Source organism: Pontixanthobacter sp., from assembly GCF_049682855.1.
Lineage (GTDB): Bacteria > Pseudomonadota > Alphaproteobacteria > Sphingomonadales > Sphingomonadaceae > Pontixanthobacter.
This window is the reverse complement of the sequence record NZ_JBAUIK010000008.1, coordinates 41,245-63,821: the sequence shown is the minus strand read 5'-3', so window position 1 is coordinate 63,821 and position 22,577 is coordinate 41,245. Positions and strand designations below refer to the sequence as shown.

At 57.7% G+C, this 22,577-nt stretch carries 17 protein-coding genes; 3 read left to right on the top strand and 14 right to left on the bottom strand.

All coding sequences use genetic code 11. The features are described from left to right. Nucleotides 1–2 precede the first annotated feature (2 nt). Together WA922_RS04055 and WA922_RS04050 are read right to left on the bottom strand one after the other, a co-directional pair. Nucleotides 3–800, bottom strand: coding sequence for a glycosyltransferase (locus WA922_RS04055; protein ID WP_424770398.1), 798 nt, complete (start codon nucleotides 798–800; stop codon nucleotides 3–5). Then, nucleotides 797–1,375: a TIGR04282 family arsenosugar biosynthesis glycosyltransferase gene (locus WA922_RS04050; protein ID WP_424770397.1), complete on the bottom strand. Its 579-nt coding sequence runs from the start codon at nucleotides 1,373–1,375 to the stop codon at nucleotides 797–799. Before WA922_RS04050 ends, WA922_RS04055 begins: the two co-directional genes overlap by 4 nt. Before the next feature lie 54 nt (nucleotides 1,376–1,429). Between WA922_RS04050 and WA922_RS04045 the strand changes: the two genes are divergently transcribed. After that, complete coding sequence (locus WA922_RS04045) at nucleotides 1,430–2,224, top strand: sterol desaturase family protein (protein WP_424770396.1); 795 nt, start codon at nucleotides 1,430–1,432, stop codon at nucleotides 2,222–2,224. On the opposite strand, the gene WA922_RS04040 is transcribed toward WA922_RS04045, so the two are convergent. From WA922_RS04040 to WA922_RS03985, 12 genes are all read right to left on the bottom strand, one after another. After that, nucleotides 2,221–4,065: a DUF885 domain-containing protein gene (locus tag WA922_RS04040; protein ID WP_424770395.1), complete on the bottom strand. Its 1,845-nt coding sequence runs from the start codon at nucleotides 4,063–4,065 to the stop codon at nucleotides 2,221–2,223. The genes WA922_RS04045 and WA922_RS04040 overlap by 4 nt on opposite strands. A gap of 139 nt (nucleotides 4,066–4,204) precedes the next feature. Then, entirely contained in the window at nucleotides 4,205–5,857 is a 1,653-nt protein-coding gene (gene groL, locus WA922_RS04035; RefSeq protein WP_424770394.1) for a chaperonin GroEL, read from the bottom strand. A 62-nt stretch (nucleotides 5,858–5,919) separates the two neighbouring features. Beyond that, nucleotides 5,920–6,207 carry a co-chaperone GroES gene (locus tag WA922_RS04030; protein WP_424770393.1) on the bottom strand — a complete coding sequence of 96 codons (288 nt, stop codon included), beginning with the start codon at nucleotides 6,205–6,207 and terminating at the stop codon, nucleotides 5,920–5,922. A gap of 173 nt (nucleotides 6,208–6,380) precedes the next feature. Next, nucleotides 6,381–7,778: an MATE family efflux transporter gene (locus WA922_RS04025; protein ID WP_424770392.1), complete on the bottom strand. Its 1,398-nt coding sequence runs from the start codon at nucleotides 7,776–7,778 to the stop codon at nucleotides 6,381–6,383. Between the two features lie 121 nt (nucleotides 7,779–7,899). Continuing rightward, nucleotides 7,900–10,227, bottom strand: coding sequence for a DUF305 domain-containing protein (locus WA922_RS04020; RefSeq protein ID WP_424770391.1), 2,328 nt, complete (start codon nucleotides 10,225–10,227; stop codon nucleotides 7,900–7,902). A gap of 246 nt (nucleotides 10,228–10,473) precedes the next feature. Then, complete coding sequence (gene rplL, locus WA922_RS04015) at nucleotides 10,474–10,848, bottom strand: 50S ribosomal protein L7/L12 (protein WP_160612224.1); 375 nt, start codon at nucleotides 10,846–10,848, stop codon at nucleotides 10,474–10,476. Nucleotides 10,849–10,943: 95 nt separating this feature from the next. Then, on the bottom strand, nucleotides 10,944–11,459 hold the full coding sequence (gene rplJ, locus WA922_RS04010; protein ID WP_424770390.1) for a 50S ribosomal protein L10: 516 nt from the start codon (nucleotides 11,457–11,459) through the stop codon (nucleotides 10,944–10,946). Nucleotides 11,460–11,869: 410 nt separating this feature from the next. Beyond that, on the bottom strand, nucleotides 11,870–12,112 hold the full coding sequence (locus tag WA922_RS04005; RefSeq protein WP_424770389.1) for a hypothetical protein: 243 nt from the start codon (nucleotides 12,110–12,112) through the stop codon (nucleotides 11,870–11,872). Between the two features lie 157 nt (nucleotides 12,113–12,269). Continuing rightward, a complete protein-coding gene (locus WA922_RS04000; protein WP_424770388.1) occupies nucleotides 12,270–12,491 on the bottom strand; it encodes a hypothetical protein in 222 nt (73 codons plus the stop codon). 57 nt (nucleotides 12,492–12,548) lie between these two features. After that, entirely contained in the window at nucleotides 12,549–12,785 is a 237-nt protein-coding gene (locus tag WA922_RS03995) for a helix-turn-helix domain-containing protein (RefSeq protein WP_424770387.1), read from the bottom strand. Continuing rightward, nucleotides 12,785–13,330, bottom strand: coding sequence for a DUF2975 domain-containing protein (locus tag WA922_RS03990; RefSeq protein ID WP_424770386.1), 546 nt, complete (start codon nucleotides 13,328–13,330; stop codon nucleotides 12,785–12,787). Before WA922_RS03990 ends, WA922_RS03995 begins: the two co-directional genes overlap by 1 nt. Before the next feature lie 49 nt (nucleotides 13,331–13,379). Further along, on the bottom strand, nucleotides 13,380–13,523 hold the full coding sequence (locus WA922_RS03985) for a hypothetical protein (RefSeq protein WP_424770385.1): 144 nt from the start codon (nucleotides 13,521–13,523) through the stop codon (nucleotides 13,380–13,382). A 399-nt stretch (nucleotides 13,524–13,922) separates the two neighbouring features. Between WA922_RS03985 and rpoB the strand changes: the two genes are divergently transcribed. Together rpoB and rpoC are read left to right on the top strand one after the other, a co-directional pair. Beyond that, nucleotides 13,923–18,158, top strand: coding sequence for a DNA-directed RNA polymerase subunit beta (gene rpoB, locus WA922_RS03980; RefSeq protein ID WP_424770384.1), 4,236 nt, complete (start codon nucleotides 13,923–13,925; stop codon nucleotides 18,156–18,158). Nucleotides 18,159–18,212: 54 nt separating this feature from the next. Next, entirely contained in the window at nucleotides 18,213–22,538 is a 4,326-nt protein-coding gene (gene rpoC / locus WA922_RS03975) for a DNA-directed RNA polymerase subunit beta' (protein WP_424770383.1), read from the top strand. Nucleotides 22,539–22,577 lie beyond the last annotated feature (39 nt).

Here is a 22,577-nt window from a genome sequence, read left to right as displayed (position 1 = left end):
CCCTAACGCACGTCGGGATAATCCTTCGCCATCCGCCCGCGCGCGCCGACCGCCCATAGAATGCCGACTTTGAAATAGATCCAGTTGGCTTTTAGCGGCCCCCAGGCGGTAATCCGCCGGTCGGATGTCTCGACCCAGCGGCGGACCATTCTGGTTTTCCCCAGCCGCGCGAATTTCACACACAGATCGGCTTCCTCCATCACGGCATCGCTCGGCGTGCATCCGCCAATCTCAAGAAACTGCGCACGCCGGAAAAACATCGCGTGATCGCCGAATAACAGCCGCACGCCGCGGATAAACAGGTGTGGGCGGGTGATGATCGGCGCGTACCAAGTTTTGATCCAATTATGGAACGTGGTGACCCAGCGGGTTTTCTGCGGCCCCTTGATCAGCGGGGTGAAGCTAGCCAGCGCGATGTTGGGATCGACCAGAGTATCGCCAATGACCTGCACCATATCACCGGGCGGAACCGTGTCGGCATGCAGCACGCAGACATGGTCAGCGGCAATCTGTTCAACCCCCGCATTGATCTGGACCGCGCGGCCTTTGCCGGTTTCCAGCAGGTCAAAACCCGCCGCACGGATCAGATCGCACGTGCCATCGCCGCTGCCGCCATCGACAAACAGGATGCTGTGAGGCTGCGGGTCCAGCGCGGCCAATAGGCTGAACATTGCCGGAAGCGCGGCGGCTTCATTCAGCACCGGCAGGACAATCCCGACGCGTTTCGTGGCAGGAATGGTGGTCGTAGCAGGACTGGTGGTCGTAGCAGGACTGGTGGTCGTGGCAGGAATGGTGGTCATGGCAGGAATTGCGGCCACGCTTCCAGATCAGCAGCGGTGTCGACATCGCTGAGCTCAGGCAGAATTGCGGGGCGGATGCCGCGCGCGGCGAACCGTTCCAGCGTTTGGGTAAAGACGCTGTCGGTGCTCCATTCGATATCGGTGAAGGCGAAGCGGGCGGGATCATTATAGCCGAGCAGATAATATCCGCCATCGCTGGCAGGGCCGATCACCGCCCGTTCGGTCAGCAGCCTGTCGCGCGCTGAGATCAGCAGCGCCGGGGTAAGGCCGGGGCAATCGCTGCCGATGACGATCGCAGGGGCCGGTACGCGGCAGAGCTTGTCAGTAAGGTCGCCGTCGCCCTGATCCACGACCTGCAATCCGGCGCCCAGCGCCTCGCGGAAGCGTTCGGGCGGTGCGCCGCTGACGCGCAATTCAAATGCGATGCCTGACGCCCGTGCCACGTCCACCGTATGGGCAAGCAGTTTGGTATAGATTGCGGCTGCGCCTTCCGCGCCAAAACCGGGGATCAACCGCGTCTTGGCTTCACCGGGTGCGGGCCAGCGGCAGAAAATGGAAATCAGTGCAGGGGTCATGGGGCTGCGTTCTAACCGCTCGACGCGGCGCGCGCTATAAGGCATTGTGCTGGCATGAAACCTGGTAAGATAGCTTTGGCGCTGGCGGCGGGCGCGGTAGTTGGCGGGATAATGCTGGCCGAGCGGAAACGCCCGCTGCGTGACCAGACAAAACCGGCAATGCCGCGCAATATCCGCAATGCCGCCCTGGGCGCGGGCTGTGCGGTGATAGTGGCCGCAGTGGAAGAACCGCTGACGCAGGCGATTGCCCGGAAGAACGCAGCGCATAGACGCGGCATCGCACAAAAACTGCCCCAATCGCTGCGCGATATTGCTGGTATTATCGCGATGGATTACGGGTTTTACTGGTGGCATGTGGCCACCCACCGTGTGCCGTTTCTATGGCGTTTCCACCGTGTCCATCACATTGACCCTGATATGGATGCGAGCACTGCGGTGCGGTTTCATCCCGCCGATATGCTTGTATCCCTGCCCTGGCGATTGGCCCAGGTGCGTGTCTCCGGTGCCGGGCCGCAGGGGCTGCGCTGGTGGCGCAGCTTCTTCAATTTCTCGATCCTGTTCCACCATTCCAACATGAAACTGCCGGGGCGGCTGGATGATCTGCTCGCCGCTATCATCACCACCCCCAAAATGCACGGCATCCACCATTCCCGCGTGCCCGATCAGGCGAATAGCAATTTCACCAGCGGGCTGAGTGTCTGGGACCGGCTGCATGGCACATTCCGCGATGATGTTTCGCAAGGCGGCATTACCATCGGTGTGGATGATGCACGGCAGCAGGATGTGGAACTGCGCCGCGCGCTGACTGCTCCATTCATCGATCAACCGGCCACTGACATGACCGGTTAACCCGCTGCTGCGCGAACCCCGGCGATCCATTGATCCACGCGTTTTTCCAGCAGATCAAGCGGCACGGATCCGCCGCCCAGCACCGTATCATGAAAGCCGCGAATATCGAAATCCTCGCCCAGCGCATCCTCGGCCTTGGCGCGCAATTCCTGAATCCGTATCATCCCGATTTTATAGGCGGTGGCCTGCCCCGGCATCACGAAATAGCGACGCGTTTCGGCGGTGACGGCGGCCTCGGGAATGGGTGAGTTGTTGAGGAAATAATCAATCGCCTGCTGCTCGCTCCACCCTTTTGCATGGATACCGGTATCAACCACCAGACGGATCGCGCGCCACATCTCTGTCGTCAGCCGGCCAAAATCTGAATAGGGATTGTCATACGCGCCCATTTCCTTCGCCAGCAATTCGGAATAAAGCGCCCAGCCTTCCCCGAAAGCGGGGAGATAGAAGCCTTGGCTGCGGAATTTGGGAATGCCCGTCAGTTCCTGCGCAATCGACAGCTGCATGTGATGGCCCGGATTGCCTTCATGATAGGCGATCACTTCCAGCGAAGGGATCGACATGGCGCGCATATCGGACAGGTGGGCATAATAAATGCCGGGGCGTGATCCATCGGGCGTGCCGGTTTGGTAATGCTGCGGCGCGCCATCCTGTTCGCGGAATGGTTCCACGCGGCGCACTTCCAGCGGGGCCTTGGGCAAAGTGCCGAAAAATTCGGGCAGTCTGGTATCAATGAACGCCAGATGGCCTTTGGCGGCATCGATATAATCCTGTGCCCCTGTATCATCATTGCTGAAATAGAACTGGTCGTCCTCGCGCATGAAAGTGAAGAAGGCCTGCAGATCGCCGTCAAAATTGACCTGATCCTTGATCGCTTCCATCTCGGTGCGGATGCGCGCGACTTCCGACAGGCCAATGTCGTGGATTTCATCCGCCGTCAGATCGGTGGTGGTCATCGCGTTCAGGCGGTAATTGTAAAAATCGCTACCGTCGGCCAGCGTGCCCGCGCCTTGCGCTTCGGCATCGGCATTGGCGCGGTCTTCTTCATACCATGCGATAATACGGTCATAGGCCGGCGCGAGTGTCTGGGTCAGCGCGGTTCGCGCCTCGCCGCGCAATTCATCGGCGCGTTCCTGAGTGATCGCGCCGCTTTCGACCAGAGCGGCCAGGTGGTCCTGCGTGGCGGTCCACAATGCGGAAGGGGCGCCACCTGTAAACGGCGCGCCCGTGGTGATTTTCTGCGATTCGGCAATCACGGCATCATAGGCGAATTGGGGCGGGCGGGTGCCAGCCTCTGCATTGGCCTGAGCGCGCGACAGCAATTGATCGAGCGCAGTGGCGATCCCGCCAAGCCGCGCGATAAACGCGGTCATATCGCTTTCATCATCGACTGTGTGCTGGTTCATCAGGAATGTCGGCAGGCCCGAATGCGCCGTCCCCATCTGATGCAGGATATATTGCTGGTCGCGGAATTTCGCAGCGGCCTGGGCAGTATCCTTGCGGAATTGCCACATATCCCATGACAGCTTGGCATCATCGGACAGCGCGTCATAGTCAAAATTGGCTTCCATTTCAGCGGTGGTTTGCTGCCACCATAAAAGCTGTTTCTGCTCCGCCTCGACGCTCATATCGTCGATCTTGTCATAATCGGTTTTCATGCCCAGCGCGGTTTGCTGCATCGGGCTGAAGGCAAGCAGCTCGTCAAATTTCGCATCGAACCATGTATTGATACATTCAGTCTGGGTGGCCGAACATTCCAGAGTGGCGACAACCGGCTGCGCCATTGGCCCGCAAGCAGACAGAGCGACGGTGGCGAGAAGCAGAGCGGCGAAGCGTTTCATATGGGATGGTCCCTCAAGTTACATTTCCGTTACCGCTACATGCGACAGCTTGCGGGCAATGTGAAGGGCGCAAACAAAAGGGCCCGGCGGATCGCTCCACCGGGCCTTTCTGTCTGGCTTTGTAAGAAGCGGGTGAGGCTTAGAAGCCGCCCATTCCTCCCATTCCGCCCATGCCGCCCATATCGGGCATGGCAGGAGCAGCCGATTTGTCTTCCGGAGCGTCGGTAATCGCCGCTTCGGTTGTGATCAGCAGACCAGCGACCGATGCCGCGTCTTGCAGAGCGACACGGACAACTTTGGTCGGGTCGATAACGCCAGCAGCGACCAGATTTTCGTAAGTGTCGGTGGCCGCGTTGAAGCCTTGTGTTTCATCATCTTCACGCAGCAGATTGCCGGAAATCACCGCGCCGTCATGGCCGGCATTGGTGGCAATCTGGCGAACCGGTGCAACGATGGCGCGGCGCACGATATCGATACCGCGCGTCTGGTCATCATTATCACCCTTGAAACCGTCAAGAGCCTTGGTTGCGTAAAGCAGCGCGGTACCGCCGCCAGGAACGATGCCTTCTTCGACAGCGGCCCGGGTTGCGTGGAGCGCGTCATCAACGCGGTCCTTGCGTTCCTTCACTTCCACTTCAGAAGCGCCGCCGACTTTGATCACCGCAACACCGCCAGCAAGTTTCGCCAGGCGTTCCTGCAGTTTTTCCTTGTCATAGTCGGATGTGGTGGCTTCCATCTGCGCCTTGATTTCACCGACACGGGCTTTGATATCGTCAGCCGAACCAGCGCCATCAACGATCACGGTATTGTCTTTGTCGATGGTGACGCGCTTAGCTTCACCCAGCATACCCAAAGTCACGTTCTCCAGCTTGATGCCGAGGTCTTCGCTGACCATTTCACCTTTGGTGAGGATCGCGATATCCTGCAGCATGGCTTTACGGCGATCACCGAATCCAGGCGCTTTGACCGCAGCCACTTTCAGGCCGCCGCGCAGCTTGTTGACCACGAGCGTCGCCAGTGCTTCGCCTTCGATATCTTCTGCGATAATCAGCAGCGGACGGCCCGATTGCATGGCCGCTTCGAGCACGGGGAGCATGTCTTTCAGGCTGGAAAGCTTCTTCTCGTGGATCAAGACATATGGGTTTTCCAGTTCGACCGTCATCTTGTCCGGGTTGGTGATGAAGTATGGTGAGAGATACCCACGGTCAAACTGCATGCCTTCAACCACGTCGAGTTCAAATTCGAGGCCCTTGGCCTCTTCAACCGTGATGACGCCTTCTTTGCCGACTTTTTCCATCGCTTCTGCGATTTTTTCGCCGACTTCCTTATCGCCATTAGCGGAAATTACACCGACCTGAGCGATTTCGGCTGTACCATCGACATCCTTGGAACGGCTGACGAGATTTTCGACAACCTTGGCAACGGCCATATCGATGCCGCGCTTGAGGTCCATCGGGTTCATGCCCGCTGCAACCGATTTCATGCCTTCGCGAACGATCGCCTGGCCCAGAACTGTTGCAGTGGTGGTGCCGTCACCGGCGAGGTCGTTGGTCTTGGACGCAACTTCCTTGATCATTTGCGCGCCCATATTTTCGAACTTGTCTGACAGTTCGATTTCCTTGGCGACAGTCACGCCATCCTTGGTGATGCGCGGTGCGCCAAAGCTTTTGTCGATGACGACATTGCGGCCTTTGGGGCCGAGCGTGACTTTGACTGCGTTTGCAAGCGTATCAACGCCCTTAAGAATGCCTTCGCGTGCGTCACGGCCGAACTTTACGTCCTTAGCTGACATAATTGTTTCTCCTGAATTGGGTAATGTGAAAGAGTGTGCTGGCTATGTGGGATGCGCGGCTATCAGCCGATCACGCCCATAATGTCGCTTTCTTTCATGATGATGAGATCTTCACCGTCGACTTTCACTTCGGTGCCGGACCATTTGCCGAACAATACGCGGTCACCCGCAGCAACGTCGAGCGGGGTAACCGTGCCATCATCGGCTTTGGCACCGTTTCCAACGGAAACGATTTCCCCTTCGCTGGGTTTTTCCTGCGCGCTGTCAGGGATGATAATGCCGCCAGCGGTTTTCTGATCGGCTTCGATACGGCGGACCAATACGCGGTCGTGTAACGGACGAAATGCCATGTGTATGACCTCTTCGTTAGAGTGGATGAATAGAATGATTGGCACTCTCCGCTTGAGAGTGCCAGCGAGAGGCAAATGGGGATGTGATGATGCAGAGTCAACAGCTGTGCGTGCGAAAAATTTCGGTATTTTTTATGCGACTGATTTCGCCCGTTTATTCTGCTTTCGCCCGTTTATTTTGCTTTCACCGGCCGCCGGGTCAGACCGGTCGCATCGCGCAATACCCACCGCCAGATCAGCAGGGCTGCCGCCACCGCAAGGCCTGTGGCCAGCCCGATCCATATGCCGGTTCCGCCCCAGCCTGCCGCGAAGCCGAGATAGAGCGCAACCCCGATGCCCGGCACCCAGTAGGAAAATATCGCGATCCACATCGGGATGCGCGTATCCTGCAATCCCCGCAAAGCGCCCGCTGCAACAGCTTGCAATCCGTCGACCAGTTGGAACGCCGCCGCAATCACCAGATAACGCAGCGCAAAACCGACCAGCACGGCATTTTTCGCATCATCAGGATCGATATAAATATGCAGTAATGTGTGCGGCATCAGGACCATCGCACTGCAGGATATGGCCATGAAACCGGTCCCGATCATAATGGCCGACCAGCCTGCGCGGCCCATCCCGGCGGTGTCCCGCGCCCCGTAAAAATAGCCCACCCGGATCGTCGCGGCTTGCCCGACGCCGAAAGGTATCTGGAAAGCGAGCGCGGCGATTTGCAGGGCAACGGTATGCGCGGCCAGTTGCGCCGTACCGATGTTGCCCATCAGGAACGCGGCTGCGCCGAAAATACCCGCCTCTGCCGTAATGGTCAGCGCAATCGGCGTGCCAATGCGGACAATTGACCAGAAGCGCGCCCAATCGGGGACCCACCAGCGCCCGAATATGCGGTAGCGGTGCATCCGCGTGTCAAAACGGATCGCCAGAATATAGACAGTGAGAGTCACCAGCGCGGTGATAATCGTCGCAATGGCTGCCCCTTGCAGGCCCAGCTCCGGCGCGCCCAGATTACCGAATACAAAAGCATAATTGGCCAGCGCATTGACGCCGATACCCGCAGCCGTGATCAGGGTCGCAAAAATCGGGCGGCCCAGTGCCGATACAAAACAGCGCAGCACATTGGCCATGACCATCGGGACCATCGACCAGACGATAAGGACAGTGTATTCGCTCGCCATTGCGGTGATCTCCGGCTGCTGCCCGGTGGCGCGCGATATCGGCCCGATCATCAGGCACAGCAGCATTCCTGCCGCCCCGCTCAGCACGGCCAGCCACAGCGCCATACGCGTCGCGCGCCGTACCGGGCGCAAAGCCGGTGCCCGCTCGCCCAGTTCGGCGGCGATCACTGGCGCTACTGCACCCGTCAGGCCTGACAGCGCCCACAGCACCAGACCAAACAGAGCCACGGCCAGGGCCGATGCCGCCAGCGGTGCCTCGCCCAGCCGTGCGATGAAAATCACATCCACCGCATAGGTCAGCATTTGCAGCAAATTGGCGAGCGCAAGCGGCCAGGACAGCCGCAATGTGGCCCCCAGCTCTGTACGCCACGGCGTAGGACTTGCGGTGATAATCGTCATCGGGCCGCGTTCTGCCGCTCGCACGCGAAGGTCAACCGCAGTGATGCCGCCTCATATCACTGCGGTTTGCCCTTGTGTCCCGTCTGCATCAATGCAGCGGCGCTACCGTGTGCCAGTTCGCTCAGCCGCCAATGCGGCTTTCCTGCGTGCGGGCGGCGACACCGGCTGGCCATGTGGCCGGCATCTGCGTTTGCGGATTGAACACCGCGCCCATATTGGCAACTTCTGCTGCGGCGATTTCTTCCGCCGTCAAAAACGCGCTCGGCTCCAGTCGGAAAACGTCCAGACCGCGCACGATCTCGGTGCCGTAGATGCGGCCATTATACCAATAGGCTGACCAGTATCCGCCGGTCACCAGCTGCTCTGCATCCACCGGCCCACGATCAAAATAGGCGATTTCGAACGGGTTGGCTGTGTCGGTGAAATCAATTACCGAAATGCCGCCCTGATACCATGCCTGAACAAAGATATCGCGGCCCGGCACCGGAATGATCGACCCGTTATGTGCCACGCAGTTTTCCATATCGCTCTGCGGGGCGGACAGTTTATACAGGCTGCGCGGCTCCAGCTTGCCGTCAACAATATCGTAAAACGCATTTGCGCCCCAATCCACCGGATCAGATGCCTGGCAACGCGGCCGTCCGCCGCCGCCCCATTCATCGGTAAACAGCACTTTGGTGCCGTCGTTGTTGAACGTGGCGGAATGCCAATAGGCAAAGCCCTTATCGACGACTTCGTCGATCCGTTTGGGCGCGCGCGGGTCGCTGATGTCGAAAATTACTCCATTGCCCGAACACGCGCCGGCAGCGATATTTTTGGACGGGAAGACGGTGATATCATGGCAATGGTCGGTGCGGTTTGTCTCCTGCGTGTCCTCGCCGTGATCGCCGCCTTGCCACAGGCCAGCGATCTGCCCGCTATCGCTATCTGCAAAGACGGCGGGGCTGTCGATGATTTTGGCGGCGGCTGGATTGGCTTTGGGAATTTCCACCACATCAATCCGGAACAGCGCGGTGCGCTGATCGCCGGCAACATCGCCGATACATCCGGCCAGCTCCTCGCCGTCACGAATGCGCGACGTGCCGGAATTATAGACTATGATCGATGTGTCGTCCTGCGATACGATCGAATGGGTATGCGATCCTCGGCATGTCTGGACCAGACCGACCTGTTTCGGGCGCGCAAGGTCGCTTATGTCAAAAATGCGCAGACCCCGAAAGCGGTCTTTGCTGACATCGCCGGTTACCCCTTGCAGGCCGCAATCCACGCGTCCGCGGGTTTGCTCGACTGACATGATCAATAGGTTATCCGCGATGGAGATATCGCCCTGGCCGCCCGGGCAAACCACGGAACTGGCGAGATTGGGCAAGCCTTCGCTGTCAAGCCGGTAGATATTGAAACCGTGATAATTGCCCGCGACCATAATATCGCCCGAAAATGCCATATCGGTATTGGCAAAATTGAGCAGCGGGCTGCGTTCAGCGAAGCGGGTCTTGCTTTCCTCATCCCGATCACGCGCCGGTGTGCCGGTGGCGCTGTCTCCATCAGCATCACCATCACCATCACCATTACCGGCCTCCTCGCCGCTGTCCGCTTCATCGCGGGCGAGTGCCGGCTTTAATCCGGCCGGATTGGCTGCATCAAAAAATCCGGCGGGCTTGGGCAGCGAGCGGACCAGTGTGAGGTTGAGAGCGGCGCTCTCTGCATCGCGGAAACCGGCGGCCAGATTGGCGCGCGGATCGGCCGACAGTTCTGCGAGCATGGCCGTCATCTGCGCTATCTCTGATTCCTGATCGCTGACTATGTCGTTGGTAAATTCGAGCAATACCGGATCGGACGCGGAGCCCGGCTGGTCCAGCAGATCATCCACCATGCGCAGAGCGCCGCGATGGTGCTCGATCATCAGGTTGAGGAACAGCCGGTCAAAATCGGTGCCTGTAGATGCGGCGAGCCTGGCCATGTCTTCCGCAGAGGCCATGCCCATCATCGCGTGATGTACCGCAGTGTCATGCCCCGCCATATCGTGTCCCGCCATATCATGACCAGACATCGCGTGCCCCGCATGGCCGGAACCGCTCGCTTTCACCGGCATCACCGGCTGTTCGCCGCGTTCCTCCAGCCACCCCTTCATGAAAGAAATCTCATCCGCCTGGGCGGCTTTGATCCGGCCGGCGATCTCTATGAGCTTGGGAGTATTGGTCCGCCCCTCGACCAGATTGGCGAGACCGACCGCCTGGCTGTGATGCGGGATCATACCGCGCATAAACCGCGCATCATCGGGTGAATATGTATTGTCCGCCAGCTCGGTCGCTTGTTCTGCGCTCAGCACGGTTCCATCTGTCCCCGGGGCACCGGGATTATATATGGCCACGCTCTGGCCGAGCGCGGGGGTGGCCGCGAGCATGGCGGATGCAGCAACGGTGGCAACAAGGTATGTCTTGGTCAGCATAGCGGGGTCCCTTATTTGGCTCGTGTAACGCTGGCGCAGAAACCGCGCCGTGCCAAGGGGTTAGTTTTACAGTGGGTCTGGGCGCATGAGAAAAGGGCGGCACCACGCGGGTACCGCCCTCCCATCCGCAGGCGCTTCAAGACACCTGCGACATTCCTGCATATGATCCTGCCGCACGCATTACGCTGGGCAGAGCAAGACCCTGAACCGCGTTCAGGGTAATGGCGGGGCGTGCGCCCCGGTCCGTTATTTCAGCTCGACAGTACCGCCGGCTGCTTCGATCTTGCCTTTGATCTCTTCGGCTTCAGCCTTGTTGACGCCTTCCTTGATTGGCTTCGGTGCGCTTTCAACCAGACCCTTGGCTTCGGTGAGGCCCAGGCCGGTGATGGCGCGGACTTCCTTGATCACCTGGATTTTCTTGCCCCCGTCACCGGTCAGAACGACGTCGAATTCGTCTTTCTCTTCAACGGCTTCTGCAGCACCGCCAGCGGCAGGTCCGGCAACAGCAACAGCAGCGGCGGCGCTCACGCCCCACTCTTCTTCTAGTGCCTTGGCAAGTTCAGCTGCCTCAAGGACGGTGAGTTTCGAAAGTTCTTCAACAAGCTTGGCGATATCGGCCATGACATAATACTCCAGATATATAACCCCAAACGAATTTGGGCAGGGCATCAAACGCCCCAGAGATGTTCAATTTAATGTTCGATTCAAAAAACCGCTTACGCCGCCTCTTTGGCGCCATAGGCACCAAATACGCGGGCAAGCTTGCTGGCGGGGGCGTTAACGAGTTGGGCGATTTTCGTCGCCGGTGCATTAACGAGGCCAACAATCGTGCCGCGAAGCTCGTCAAGGCTGGGCATGGAGGCAAGTGCCTTCACGCCAGCTTCATCAAGCATCTGTCCGCCCATTGATCCGCCAACGATTTCGAGCTTGTCGTTCTTTTTGGCAAATTCCACGGCAGCTTTGGCGGCAGCGACAGGGTCGCTGGATGTTGCCAAGGCTGTTGGACCAGTGAGCAAATCACTCAGGCCGGCATAATCCGTGTCTTTCAGGGCGAGTTTGGCAAGACGGTTTTTCGCAACCTTATACGATGCACCAGCGTCACGCATTTGTCCGCGCAGTTCAGTGGATTGTGCCACTGTCAGGCCGAGATTGCGGGTCACAACGACCACGCCGCTCTCTTGGAATGTTGCGTTAAGACCGGCGACCGCGTCGGATTTTTGCGAACGATCCATGTCTTACTCCTTCACTATGGCCGCAGGGCACGCGCCCGGCGACCGGCTCATAATCACCCGTGCCGGGGGTCCGGCACAGGCAGTCCATTGATGGGGAAGGAGCATGCGGAGCCATCAAAGCTGATCCGCGATACGGCGGCCAGCCGGTTACATGGCGGGCGCAGCGTAAAATTCTCTGATCCCCGTCTAGGCTGGGTATTAAGATAGCATGATTGCCATCACCAACTGTCTTGGACGGATGTCCGCTGAACCCGTCAGTCCAGCGAACGAGTGCGCCAATAGCGCAGCGACGCGGCGAGTCAAGCAAAAGCGGTCCGGTTTGGCCCCCGCGCTACCGATAAAGGCATCACCAATAAAAAGGCCCGCTACTTGGTGTAGCGGGCCTGGGTAATGTTGGGCTGCGATACCGCTTACATGCCGTCAGCAGTGTCTTCCATTGCTTCTGCATCAGCTTCCATATTTTCAGCTTCGGCCATATCACCGGCCTCTTCCGCGACGTCTGCCTTTTCTTCCATCAGTTCGGCTTGCTCGTCAACGACATCGCCTTCGGCTTCTGTCACATCATCGATTTCCTCGCCCATGTCTTCGGCCGGACCGTCACAGGCAGTAATGGCGAAAGCGAGCGGCAGGATTGCGAATGCGATTTTCTTCATGGGATAAATTCCTCCAGTTGATTCGCGGGGGATAATAGGCAGGTCGTATGATACTGCCAAGCGCCCCACGCAAAAAGGCCCACCATTTTCATGACGGGCCTTGATGCAATTGCACAATATTATGATTGCGCAATGTTATGATTGGACAATCTTGCGATTACATTTCGTCCGCTTTGTCTTCCAGAATTTCTGCCTCTGTTTCCATCGCGTCCGCTTCGGCTTCCATGCCGGCATCTTCAAGTTCGTCAGCCTGCTCTTCCATGACCTCGGATTGTTCATCCATCCGGTCACCCGCTTCTTCCACGGCTGGGGCATCAGGCTCCCCGCAAGCGGTGATGGCGAAAGCGAGCGGCAATGTTACGAGTGCTAGTTTTTTCATTGATATTCCCCTTGTTATGGGTACCTCAACCAGCTGGCGCCCGAATGGTTCCAAGAATTAATCATATCCGAGCAAATCACCCGGCTGGCATGCAAGTTCGCGGCAAATCGCTTCGAGTGTGCTGAACCGGATCGCCTTGGCCTTGCCGGTTTTAAGGATTGACAGATTGGCGAGAGTAAGGCCGACACGTTCCGCCAATTCGGTCAATGTCATGCGGCGTTCGTGCAGCAGATCGTCGAGTTTCACGGTAATTTTCCCATTGGGTGCGATTGCGGGGCCTGTGTCGCCGGTCATCAAACAGTTCCTTCCAGATCGTCCCGCATCGCAGCGCCGTGACGAAATACGCGGGCGAGGATGAACAAAGTGACCACCATAATGATCCCGCTCAAATCAAGGCCGGCATCCACTGTGATATCGGCATGTTCGCCATATTCGTCGACAATCTTGGCGATATACAGCGCCAGCCCGCCCAGCGGGATTGCCAGCAATTGCACGGCCAGCATCGCCCACGCCATTGCGCCCAAGCGGTTGGCGTTTTCAGGGGCGAACGGATCGCCTGCGCCGACAGTTTCAATGATATGCATAATCTTGCGGAAGAAGAAAAACATCAGCCCCGCCATGATAAGGGCAATTGCTATGCCTCCCGATATAGCGCCAGTTGGGAAGGCTGCTGCGCTGGGGAACTCGGTTTGTATCTCGGCTGCAATATTACCAAGATTGAGCCACAATACGGGCAGTGCGATCAGTAAGGCAGCCACTGTTAGAGCCATGAGAGCTTGGCCCAGAATAACCAGAATTTTGCCCACAAGAAGCAGCGGATCATTGGGTTTGAAAGTCATAAAAAATTCCCGGTTTGGGTGGCATTTACAAGGCCGCGATCAGATCAGGTCAGGCGATTTGCGGCAGAACCATGACATGCGCAGTGAGCTCACCCGCCTCTGCCGGGGGTACACTAATCAATGGTGTGAAAGTCATGATCACAATGGCCAATGAGGCGATTGCGGCGGCGAAATTTTGTGTACGATTTGTCATTTGTTGTTCTCCAATATGTTCGATATCGACATTCAATAAAGATGATTCGATTTATTGTCAATCAATAATATCGCAAAACAATATGCAGCGTATGGAAAAGCGATAACTCACTCGGTTGCGGCGGGGGCGGTATTGCCCTTTGACAGGACGGCGCGCACTTCCTATATGGCTGTCAATCGCGCTCTTCGAGAGTGACGGGTCCTTGCGCGGGGATCAGTCCAGGAAGGAAGGCGCGTTTCCATAGCCGCGACGTTTTACAAAGCTGCAGCAGCGCCTGAAACGGGCGCGTAACGCTGCGGCCTTTGTGCGTCCCGCATGGAAGTGTCGATCCGCGCAGACACAGTGTAATAGGCGCGCCGCCGCGTTGGCGCGTCATCAATTGATAGGCGAACTACCCCTATGGCGACCAAGGCGAAAGCACCGCAGGCATCCGGCCGTAAATCGGGCGCAAACACCGGTACGGCTAAGAAGCGTATCCGTAAGATTTTTGGCGATGTGCACGAAGTTGTACAAATGCCCAATCTGATCGAAGTTCAGCGCGAAAGCTATGAGCAGTTCTTGCGCTCCGATCCGTCGATTGATTACGTGTCCGGTCTGGAAAAGACGCTGCGCAGCGTGTTCCCGATTCGTGATTTCGCCGGCACTGCCGAGCTGGATTTCGTGCATTACGAGCTCGAGCCGCCGAAATACGACACCACCGAATGCCGCCAGCGCGGGATCACTTACGCCGCACCGATGAAAGTGACTTTGCGCCTGATCGTGTTCGAAGTGGATCAGGAAACCGAAACGCGCTCGGTTTTGGATATAAAAGAGCAAGACGTCTATATGGGCGACATGCCCTTGATGACGCATAACGGCACGTTCATCATTAACGGAACAGAGCGTGTCATCGTCAGCCAGATGCACCGTTCGCCGGGTGTGTTGTTTGACCATGACCGCGGCAAAACGCACTCCTCTGGCAAGCTTTTGTTTGCCGCGCGCGTGATCCCGTATCGCGGGTCATGGCTCGATTTTGAATTTGACGCCAAAGACATCGTCAATGTCCGGATTGACCGGAAGCGTAAATTGCCGGTGACCAGCCTGCTCTTCGCGCTGGGCCTCGATCATGAAGGGATCCTCGATCACTTCTACAACACTGTCACATGGGACCGTGTTGCTGGTGCCCCCGGTGCAGGGGCGGGCGCTGAAGGTGGCTGGAAAATGCCATTCGTCGCTGATGCATGGCGCAACACAAAACCTGCCTTTGCGCTGGTCGATGCCAAAACCGGTGAGGAAATTTTTCCTGCCAACCAGAAAATCAGCCCGCGTGCGGCGAACAAGGCCGCCAAAGACGGCCTGACCGACCTGCTCATACCGACCGAGGAAGTGTTCGCCCGTTATGCCGCGCGCGACCTGATCGACGAGAAAACCGGACGGATCTATATCGAAGCCGGTGACGAGGTGTCGGCAGAAAATCTCGAAGTGCTCGACAATGCGGGGATCGACCAGCTCGAATTGCTTGATATTGACGAGATCAATACCGGGCCGTGGATCCGCAACACTCTGGCGGCTGACAAGGCCGAGAACCGCGATGAGGGTCTGGAGGCGATTTACAAGGTCATGCGTCCGGGCGAGCCGCCAACCAAGGAAACAGCCGAAGCCCTGTTCGAAGGGCTGTTCTTCGATGCAGAACGCTATGACCTGTCCGCCGTGGGCCGGGTGAAACTCAACATGCGTCTTGAACTCGACGCGGAAGACACCGTCACCACATTGCGCAAGGAAGATATCCTCGCCGTGGTGAAGGAAATGGTCGATCTGAAAGACGGCAAGGGCGAGGTCGATGATATCGATAACCTCGGCAACCGCCGGGTCCGTTCGGTGGGTGAGCTGCTCGAAAACCAGTACCGCGTCGGTCTGCTGCGGATGGAGCGCGCGGTGAAGGAGCGTATGAGCTCGGTCGATGTCTCGACCGTTATGCCCAACGATCTGATCAATGCGAAACCGGCAGTGGCTGCGGTTCGCGAATTCTTCGGCTCTTCGCAGCTGTCGCAATTTATGGATCAGACCAATCCGCTATCCGAAGTTACGCATAAACGCCGCGTCTCTGCGCTCGGCCCTGGCGGTCTGACGCGGGAGCGTGCCGGTTTCGAAGTCCGTGACGTTCACCCAACCCATTATGGCCGGATTTGCCCGATTGAAACGCCAGAGGGCCCGAATATCGGTCTGATTAACAGCCTCGCATCGTTCAGCCGCGTCAACAAATACGGTTTTATCGAAACGCCCTATCGTTCTGTAAAAGACGGCAAGGTCACCGGTGAAGTAGCGTATCTGTCGGCGATGGAGGAGCAGAAGCACGCGGTTGCGCAGGCCTCTGCTGCACTCAATGAAGACGGTACGTTTGTGGAAGATCTCGTCTCGGCCCGTCAGGCCGGCGAATTTGTCATGCTGCCAAGCGATCAGATCACATTGATGGATGTGTCGCCCAAGCAGCTTGTCTCGGTTGCCGCTTCGCTGATCCCGTTCCTTGAAAACGATGATGCCAACCGCGCATTGATGGGATCGAACATGCAGCGTCAGGCGGTGCCGCTGGTCAAAGCCGAGGCACCGTTTGTCGGAACCGGCATGGAAGAGACCGTGGCGCGCGATTCGGGGGCGGCGATTTCGGCCACCCGCGGCGGTATCGTCGACCAAGTGGATGCAACGCGCATCGTGATCCGTGCAATCGGTGATGTGGAAGCCGGCCAGTCCGGCGTCGATATTTACACGTTGCAGAAATTCCAGCGGTCCAACCAGAACACCTGCATCAACCAGCGCCCGTTGGTTAAGGTGAATGATGTGGTTGAACCCGGCGATATCATCGCTGATGGTCCATCAACCGATCTGGGCGAGTTGGCGCTGGGCAAAAACAGCCTTGTCGCGTTCATGCCGTGGAACGGATATAATTATGAAGACAGTATCCTGATCAGCGAACGCATCGTGAAGGATGATGTCTTCACCTCGATCCATATCGAGGAATTTGAAGTCATGGCCCGCGATACCAAGCTTGGCCCGGAAGATATCACGCGTGATATCCCGAATGTCGGCGAGGAGGCTCTGCGCAATCTCGATGAGGCAGGCATTGTCTATATCGGCGCAGAAGTGCATCCGGGTGATATTCTGGCGGGTAAGATCACACCGAAGGGCGAAAGCCCGATGACGCCGGAAGAAAAGCTGCTCCGTGCCATTTTCGGAGAGAAAGCCTCCGATGTGCGCGACACGTCGCTCCGTCTGCCGCCAGGTGTTGCCGGCACGGTCGTTGAAGTGCGCGTGTTCAACCGTCACGGTATCGAGGTCGATGACCGTACACGGGCGATCCAGAACGAGGAAATCGAGCGTTTGCGCAAGGATAGCGCCGATGAGCGCGCGATCCTCAACCGGGCGACCTACAACCGTCTGCGCGATATGCTGATCGGTCAGACTGCGTCTGCCGCGCCGAAAGGCATCAAGAAAGGCGGCGAGATCACCGAGGAAACTCTCGATGAGCTCGACAAGTTTGAATGGTTCAAATTTGCGGTGGCCGATGATGGCCGCCAGCAGCAGATCGAAGCTGTAAAAACGCAATATGACGAAGCGATCAAGATCATCGACGACAAGTTCGAAGATCGTAAGGAAAAGCTGGAACGCGGCGACGAATTGATGCCGGGCGTGCTGAAAATGGTCAAAGTCTTCGTGGCGGTGAAACGGAAACTGCAGCCGGGCGACAAGATGGCCGGACGGCACGGAAACAAGGGTGTGATCAGCCGCATATTGCCGCAGGAAGACATGCCGTTCCTCGAAGATGGTACGCCGGTCGATATCGTTTTGAACCCGCTGGGCGTTCCCAGCCGTATGAATGTCGGGCAGATCTTCGAAACCCATCTGGGTATGGCCGCACGCGGTCTGGGCCAGCAGGTCACCGAAGCTCTGGTCGAATGGAAACGCGGCAATCCAAACGCGGCAGAAGATTACGCGAAGGCGGCGCCGCCCGAAGCCGTGATCGAACGGCTCAAACATGCTTATGGCGATGATTATCACAGCGAAATCGATGCGCGTTCGACCGCAGAGATTGTCGAGCTGGCAGGCAATCTAACCAATGGTGTGCCAATGGGCACGCCGGTATTTGACGGCGCGCGCGAAGGCGACGTCACCACCATGCTTGAAAAAGCGGGTCTGCCCGGTTCGGGCCAGGTGACGCTGTTTGATGGCCGCACCGGTGATGCGTTCGACCGTCAGGTGACAGTGGGCTATATCTATATGCTCAAGCTGCACCACCTGGTCGATGACAAGATCCACGCGCGGTCAATTGGCCCGTATTCGCTGGTCACGCAGCAACCGCTGGGTGGTAAGGCGCAGTTTGGCGGACAGCGGTTTGGTGAGATGGAGGTCTGGGCACTCCAGGCCTACGGCGCAGCCTATACGCTGCAGGAAATGCTCACCGTGAAGTCGGATGACGTGATCGGACGGACCAAGGTGTACGAAGCCATCGTCAAGGGCGACGATACATTCGAAGCGGGTATCCCGGAGAGCTTCAACGTGCTCGTCAAGGAAATGCGCAGCCTGGGTCTCAACGTCGAATTGTCCTCGCTCTCCGATGGTGATGAGGATGATGATGACGGCATGAAGATCGCCGCAGAATAAGCCGATTGAAGGATTGACCCTGACCCTCCTGAGTGAGGGAAACGGAGCTACATTATGAACGACCTAACCAAATTCACCAACCAGCTGGCCAAGCCGGAAACATTCGACCAAATCCAGATCGGTCTGGCATCGCCGGAGCGTATCCGCAGCTGGTCATTCGGCGAAATCAAGAAGCCGGAAACCATCAATTACCGTACGTTCAAGCCCGAGCGTGACGGCCTGTTTTGTGCGCGCATTTTCGGTCCGGTGAAGGATTATGAATGTCTGTGCGGCAAATATAAGCGGATGAAATATAAGGGCGTCGTCTGCGAGAAATGCGGCGTTGAGGTGACTGTGACCAAAGTCCGCCGCGAGCGGATGGGGCATATCGAACTGGCCGCGCCGGTTGCGCATATCTGGTTCCTCAAATCGCTGCCTTCACGCATCGGTTTGCTGCTCGATATGCAATTGAAGCAGCTGGAGCGGGTGCTCTATTTTGAAAGCTACATCGTCACTGAACCGGGGCTGACGCCGCTGGAGAAATTCCAGCTGATGACCGAAGACGAAATGGTCGAAGCGCAAGACGAATATGGCGAAGACGCGTTCTCCGCCGGTATCGGTGCGGAAGCCGTCAAGTTCATGCTGATGGATCTCGATCTTGAGCAAGAACGCGATGATCTGATGGAAGAGCTGCGGACCACCAAGAGCACGCTCAAGCCAAAAAAGATTATCAAACGCCTTAAAGTCGTCGAGAGCTTCATTGACTCGGGCAACCGTCCTGAGTGGATGATCCTTGAAGTCGTGCCGGTTATTCCGCCAGAATTGCGCCCACTGGTGCCGCTGGATGGTGGCCGTTTCGCGACATCCGATCTCAACGATCTCTATCGCCGCGTCATCAACCGGAACAACCGTTTGAAGCGGCTGATCGAACTGCGCGCGCCCGACATCATCGTGCGCAACGAAAAACGCATGCTCCAGGAAGCTGTCGATGCGCTGTTCGACAATGGCCGCCGCGGCCGGGTGATTACCGGTGCCAACAAACGCCCGCTGAAATCGCTGTCTGATATGCTGAAAGGCAAGCAGGGCCGTTTCCGCCAGAACCTGCTCGGTAAGCGCGTCGATTATTCGGGGCGTTCGGTTATCGTCACCGGCCCGGAACTGAAATTGCACCAGTGCGGTCTGCCCAAGAAGATGGCGCTCGAACTGTTCAAGCCGTTTATCTATGCCCGGCTTGATGCAAAGGGTCTGTCCATGACCCTGAAACAAGCCAAGAAATGGGTCGAGAAAGAGCGTAAGGAAGTCTGGGATATTCTGGATGAAGTCATCCGTGAACACCCCGTGATGCTTAACCGTGCGCCGACTTTGCACCGGCTTGGGATTCAGGCGTTCGAGCCGGTATTGATCGAAGGGAAGGCGATCCAGCTTCACCCGCTGGTTTGCTCCGCGTTCAATGCTGACTTTGACGGGGACCAAATGGCGGTTCACGTGCCGCTATCGCTGGAAGCCCAGCTGGAAGCGCGCGTGCTGATGATGTCCACGAACAACATCCTCAGCCCCGCCAATGGCAAGCCGATCATCGTTCCGTCGCAGGATATGGTATTGGGGATCTATTACCTGTCGATGGACCGGCAGGAAAAAACGCCCGAATTCATCGAAGAGAATGGCGAGCAGATCGAGAAACTGCCGCGTTTTGCCGACATGGCCGAAGTCCATCACGCACTGGAAGTGGGAGCGGTATCGCTCCACTCCAAGATCATCACGCGCGTACCGCAAGCCGATGAAAACGGGAAAATCGTTCTCCAGCGTTTCGTGACCACGCCGGGCCGCTTGCTGATCGGTGAATGTCTGCCGAAGAACCACAAGGTACCGTTCGACATTATCAACCGCCTTCTCACCAAGAAGGAAATCGGTGATGTGATTGACCAGGTCTATCGTCACACCGGCCAGAAAGACACGGTTCTGTTCGCTGATGCGATCATGACGCTGGGCTTCACCCATGCGTTCAAGGCCGGTATCTCCTTTGGTAAGGATGATATGATCATCCCCGATTCCAAGGATGGCCAGATCGAGGAAACCAAGGCTCTGGTGGCTGATTATGAGCAGCAATATCAGGACGGCCTGATCACGCAGCAGGAAAAATATAACAAGGTGATCGATGCCTGGTCGCGCTGCGGTGACACGGTCGCCGATGCGATGATGGATGAGATTAAGGCGCAGCCGATTGATGAGAATGGCCGCCAGGCACCAATCAACGCGATCTATATGATGGCGCATTCCGGTGCGCGTGGTTCGCCAGCGCAGATGAAGCAGCTGGCGGGTATGCGCGGTCTGATGGCGAAACCCTCGGGCGAGATTATCGAAACACCGATCATCTCCAACTTCAAGGAAGGTCTGACCGTTCTTGAATATTTCAACTCCACCCACGGCGCGCGCAAGGGCCTCGCGGATACGGCGCTGAAGACAGCTAACTCCGGTTATCTGACTCGCCGTCTGGTTGACGTGTCGCAGGACTGCGTGATCGTCGAGGAAGATTGCAAGACCGATAATGCGCTGGAAATGCGCGCCATCGTTCAGGGTGGTTCTGTGATCGCCTCACTCGGTGAGCGTATTCTGGGCCGGACGACTGCAGAAGATCTGATCAATGCGAAAACCGGCGAGGTTATCGTCAAATCTGGCACTTTGCTGGACGAGCCGATGGTGGCCGAAATCGAAGCGGCAGAGGTTCAGTCCGCCAAGATCCGCTCGCCGCTGGTGTGCGAGGCTGATCAGGGTGTCTGCGGCAAATGTTACGGACGTGATCTTGCCCGGGGTACTCCGGTCAATATCGGTGAAGCTGTCGGCGTCATCGCCGCGCAGTCCATCGGTGAACCGGGCACGCAGCTGACCATGCGGACATTCCATATTGGCGGCGCGGCGCAGCTCAATGAAACATCGCATCTGGAAGCAATTTCTGACGGGACGGTCGAATATCGCGACATGCCCACGATTACCGACAAGCAGGGCCGTATGCTCTCGCTCGCGCGTAATGGTGAAATCGTGGTGATCGATGCCGAGGGCCGTGAGCGTGAGATGCACAAAGTGCCCTATGGTACAGTTATTCTCAACAAGGCGGGCGCAAAGATCAAGGAAGGCGATCGTTTGGCAGAATGGGATCCGTTCTCGCTGCCGATCATCACCGAGCAATCGGGCCGCGTCACGTTCCAGGATTTGATCGACGGTACGACGATGGAAGAACGGGTGGATGATGCCACCGGTATCGCCCAGCGTGTGGTCACGGAAAACCGTGCAACCGGCCGGAAGAAGAAGGAAGATCTTCGCCCGCGCCTCACTCTGCTCGGCGAAGGTGAAGTGATCGGTGCGGATGGCGAAACCGATGCCCAGCGTTACATGCTGGCACCGGGTACCTCTCTGTCGGTTGATGACGGTCAGGAAGTGCAGGCGGGCGATATTCTTGCCCGTGCATCGCGCGAAGCGGCCAAAACCCGTGATATCACCGGCGGCCTTCCGCGCGTTGCCGAACTGTTCGAAGCGCGCATCCCGAAAGACAATGCGATCATTGCCAAAATCTCCGGCAAGATCGAATTCGTCCGCGAATATAAGGCCAAACGCAAGATCGCGATTGTTCCGGAGGCCGATGCCGAAAATCAGGACCGGGTCGAATATCTGATCGCCAAGACGAAAGTCATCGACGTTCAGGAAGGCGATTTCGTGAAAAAAGGCGACACGCTGATTTCGGGCAGCCCGAACCCGCATGACATCCTCGATGTTCTGGGTGTGGAGGCACTGGCTGAATATCTCGTTGACGAGATTCAGGAAGTGTACCGTCTGCAAGGTGTGAAAATCAACGACAAGCACATCGAAACGATTGTTCGCCAGATGCTGCAAAAGGTTGAGATTACCGTTGGCGGTGACACGACGCTGCTGCCGGGTGAGCAAGTCGACCGTGCGGAAATGGACGAGTATAATGCGAAACTCGATAAGAAGCAGAAAAAGGCCGAAGGCGTCCCGGTTCTGCTGGGTATCACCAAGGCATCGCTGCAAACCCGTTCATTCATCTCGGCAGCATCCTTCCAGGAAACCACGCGCGTGCTGACGCAGGCCGCGGTTGAAGGGAAGAAGGATACGCTGATCGGCCTGAAAGAAAACGTGATCGTGGGCCGTCTGATCCCAGCGGGTACCGGCGCGGGCATGAACCGTATGCGGGTTACCGCGTCCAGCCGTGATGCGGCTTTGCGGGCCCAGTGGAAGAAGCAGCAGGAGGCTATCGCCGCTGCCGAGGCCGCCGGTGATATCTCCGAAGCGCCGGAAACGGACGCGCCGGTTGATGCCCCGATGGACGAAGCCGCAATGGCGGCAGCTATGGGCGGCGGCGCTGCACCGGAAACGCCTGACGCTGAATAGGCATGAGGCCCTGCCACATAAAGAACCCCGCCGGAGCAC

Bases quoted from the DNA above. Each gene is read 5' to 3' on its own strand.
- WA922_RS04055 (WP_424770398.1), bottom strand. From the start codon at position 800: ATGACCACCATTCCTGCCACGACCACCAGTCCTGCTACGACCACCAGT.
- WA922_RS04050 (WP_424770397.1), bottom strand. From the start codon at position 1,375: ATGACCCCTGCACTGATTTCCATTTTCTGCCGCTGGCCCGCACCCGGT.
- WA922_RS04045 (WP_424770396.1), top strand. From the start codon at position 1,430: ATGAAACCTGGTAAGATAGCTTTGGCGCTGGCGGCGGGCGCGGTAGTT.
- WA922_RS04040 (WP_424770395.1), bottom strand. From the start codon at position 4,065: ATGAAACGCTTCGCCGCTCTGCTTCTCGCCACCGTCGCTCTGTCTGCT.
- groL (WP_424770394.1), bottom strand. From the start codon at position 5,857: ATGTCAGCTAAGGACGTAAAGTTCGGCCGTGACGCACGCGAAGGCATT.
- WA922_RS04030 (WP_424770393.1), bottom strand. From the start codon at position 6,207: ATGGCATTTCGTCCGTTACACGACCGCGTATTGGTCCGCCGTATCGAA.
- WA922_RS04025 (WP_424770392.1), bottom strand. From the start codon at position 7,778: ATGACGATTATCACCGCAAGTCCTACGCCGTGGCGTACAGAGCTGGGG.
- WA922_RS04020 (WP_424770391.1), bottom strand. From the start codon at position 10,227: ATGCTGACCAAGACATACCTTGTTGCCACCGTTGCTGCATCCGCCATG.
- rplL (WP_160612224.1), bottom strand. From the start codon at position 10,848: ATGGCCGATATCGCCAAGCTTGTTGAAGAACTTTCGAAACTCACCGTC.
- rplJ (WP_424770390.1), bottom strand. From the start codon at position 11,459: ATGGATCGTTCGCAAAAATCCGACGCGGTCGCCGGTCTTAACGCAACA.
- WA922_RS04005 (WP_424770389.1), bottom strand. From the start codon at position 12,112: ATGAAGAAAATCGCATTCGCAATCCTGCCGCTCGCTTTCGCCATTACT.
- WA922_RS04000 (WP_424770388.1), bottom strand. From the start codon at position 12,491: ATGAAAAAACTAGCACTCGTAACATTGCCGCTCGCTTTCGCCATCACC.
- WA922_RS03995 (WP_424770387.1), bottom strand. From the start codon at position 12,785: ATGACCGGCGACACAGGCCCCGCAATCGCACCCAATGGGAAAATTACC.
- WA922_RS03990 (WP_424770386.1), bottom strand. From the start codon at position 13,330: ATGACTTTCAAACCCAATGATCCGCTGCTTCTTGTGGGCAAAATTCTG.
- WA922_RS03985 (WP_424770385.1), bottom strand. From the start codon at position 13,523: ATGACAAATCGTACACAAAATTTCGCCGCCGCAATCGCCTCATTGGCC.
- rpoB (WP_424770384.1), top strand. From the start codon at position 13,923: ATGGCGACCAAGGCGAAAGCACCGCAGGCATCCGGCCGTAAATCGGGC.
- rpoC (WP_424770383.1), top strand. From the start codon at position 18,213: ATGAACGACCTAACCAAATTCACCAACCAGCTGGCCAAGCCGGAAACA.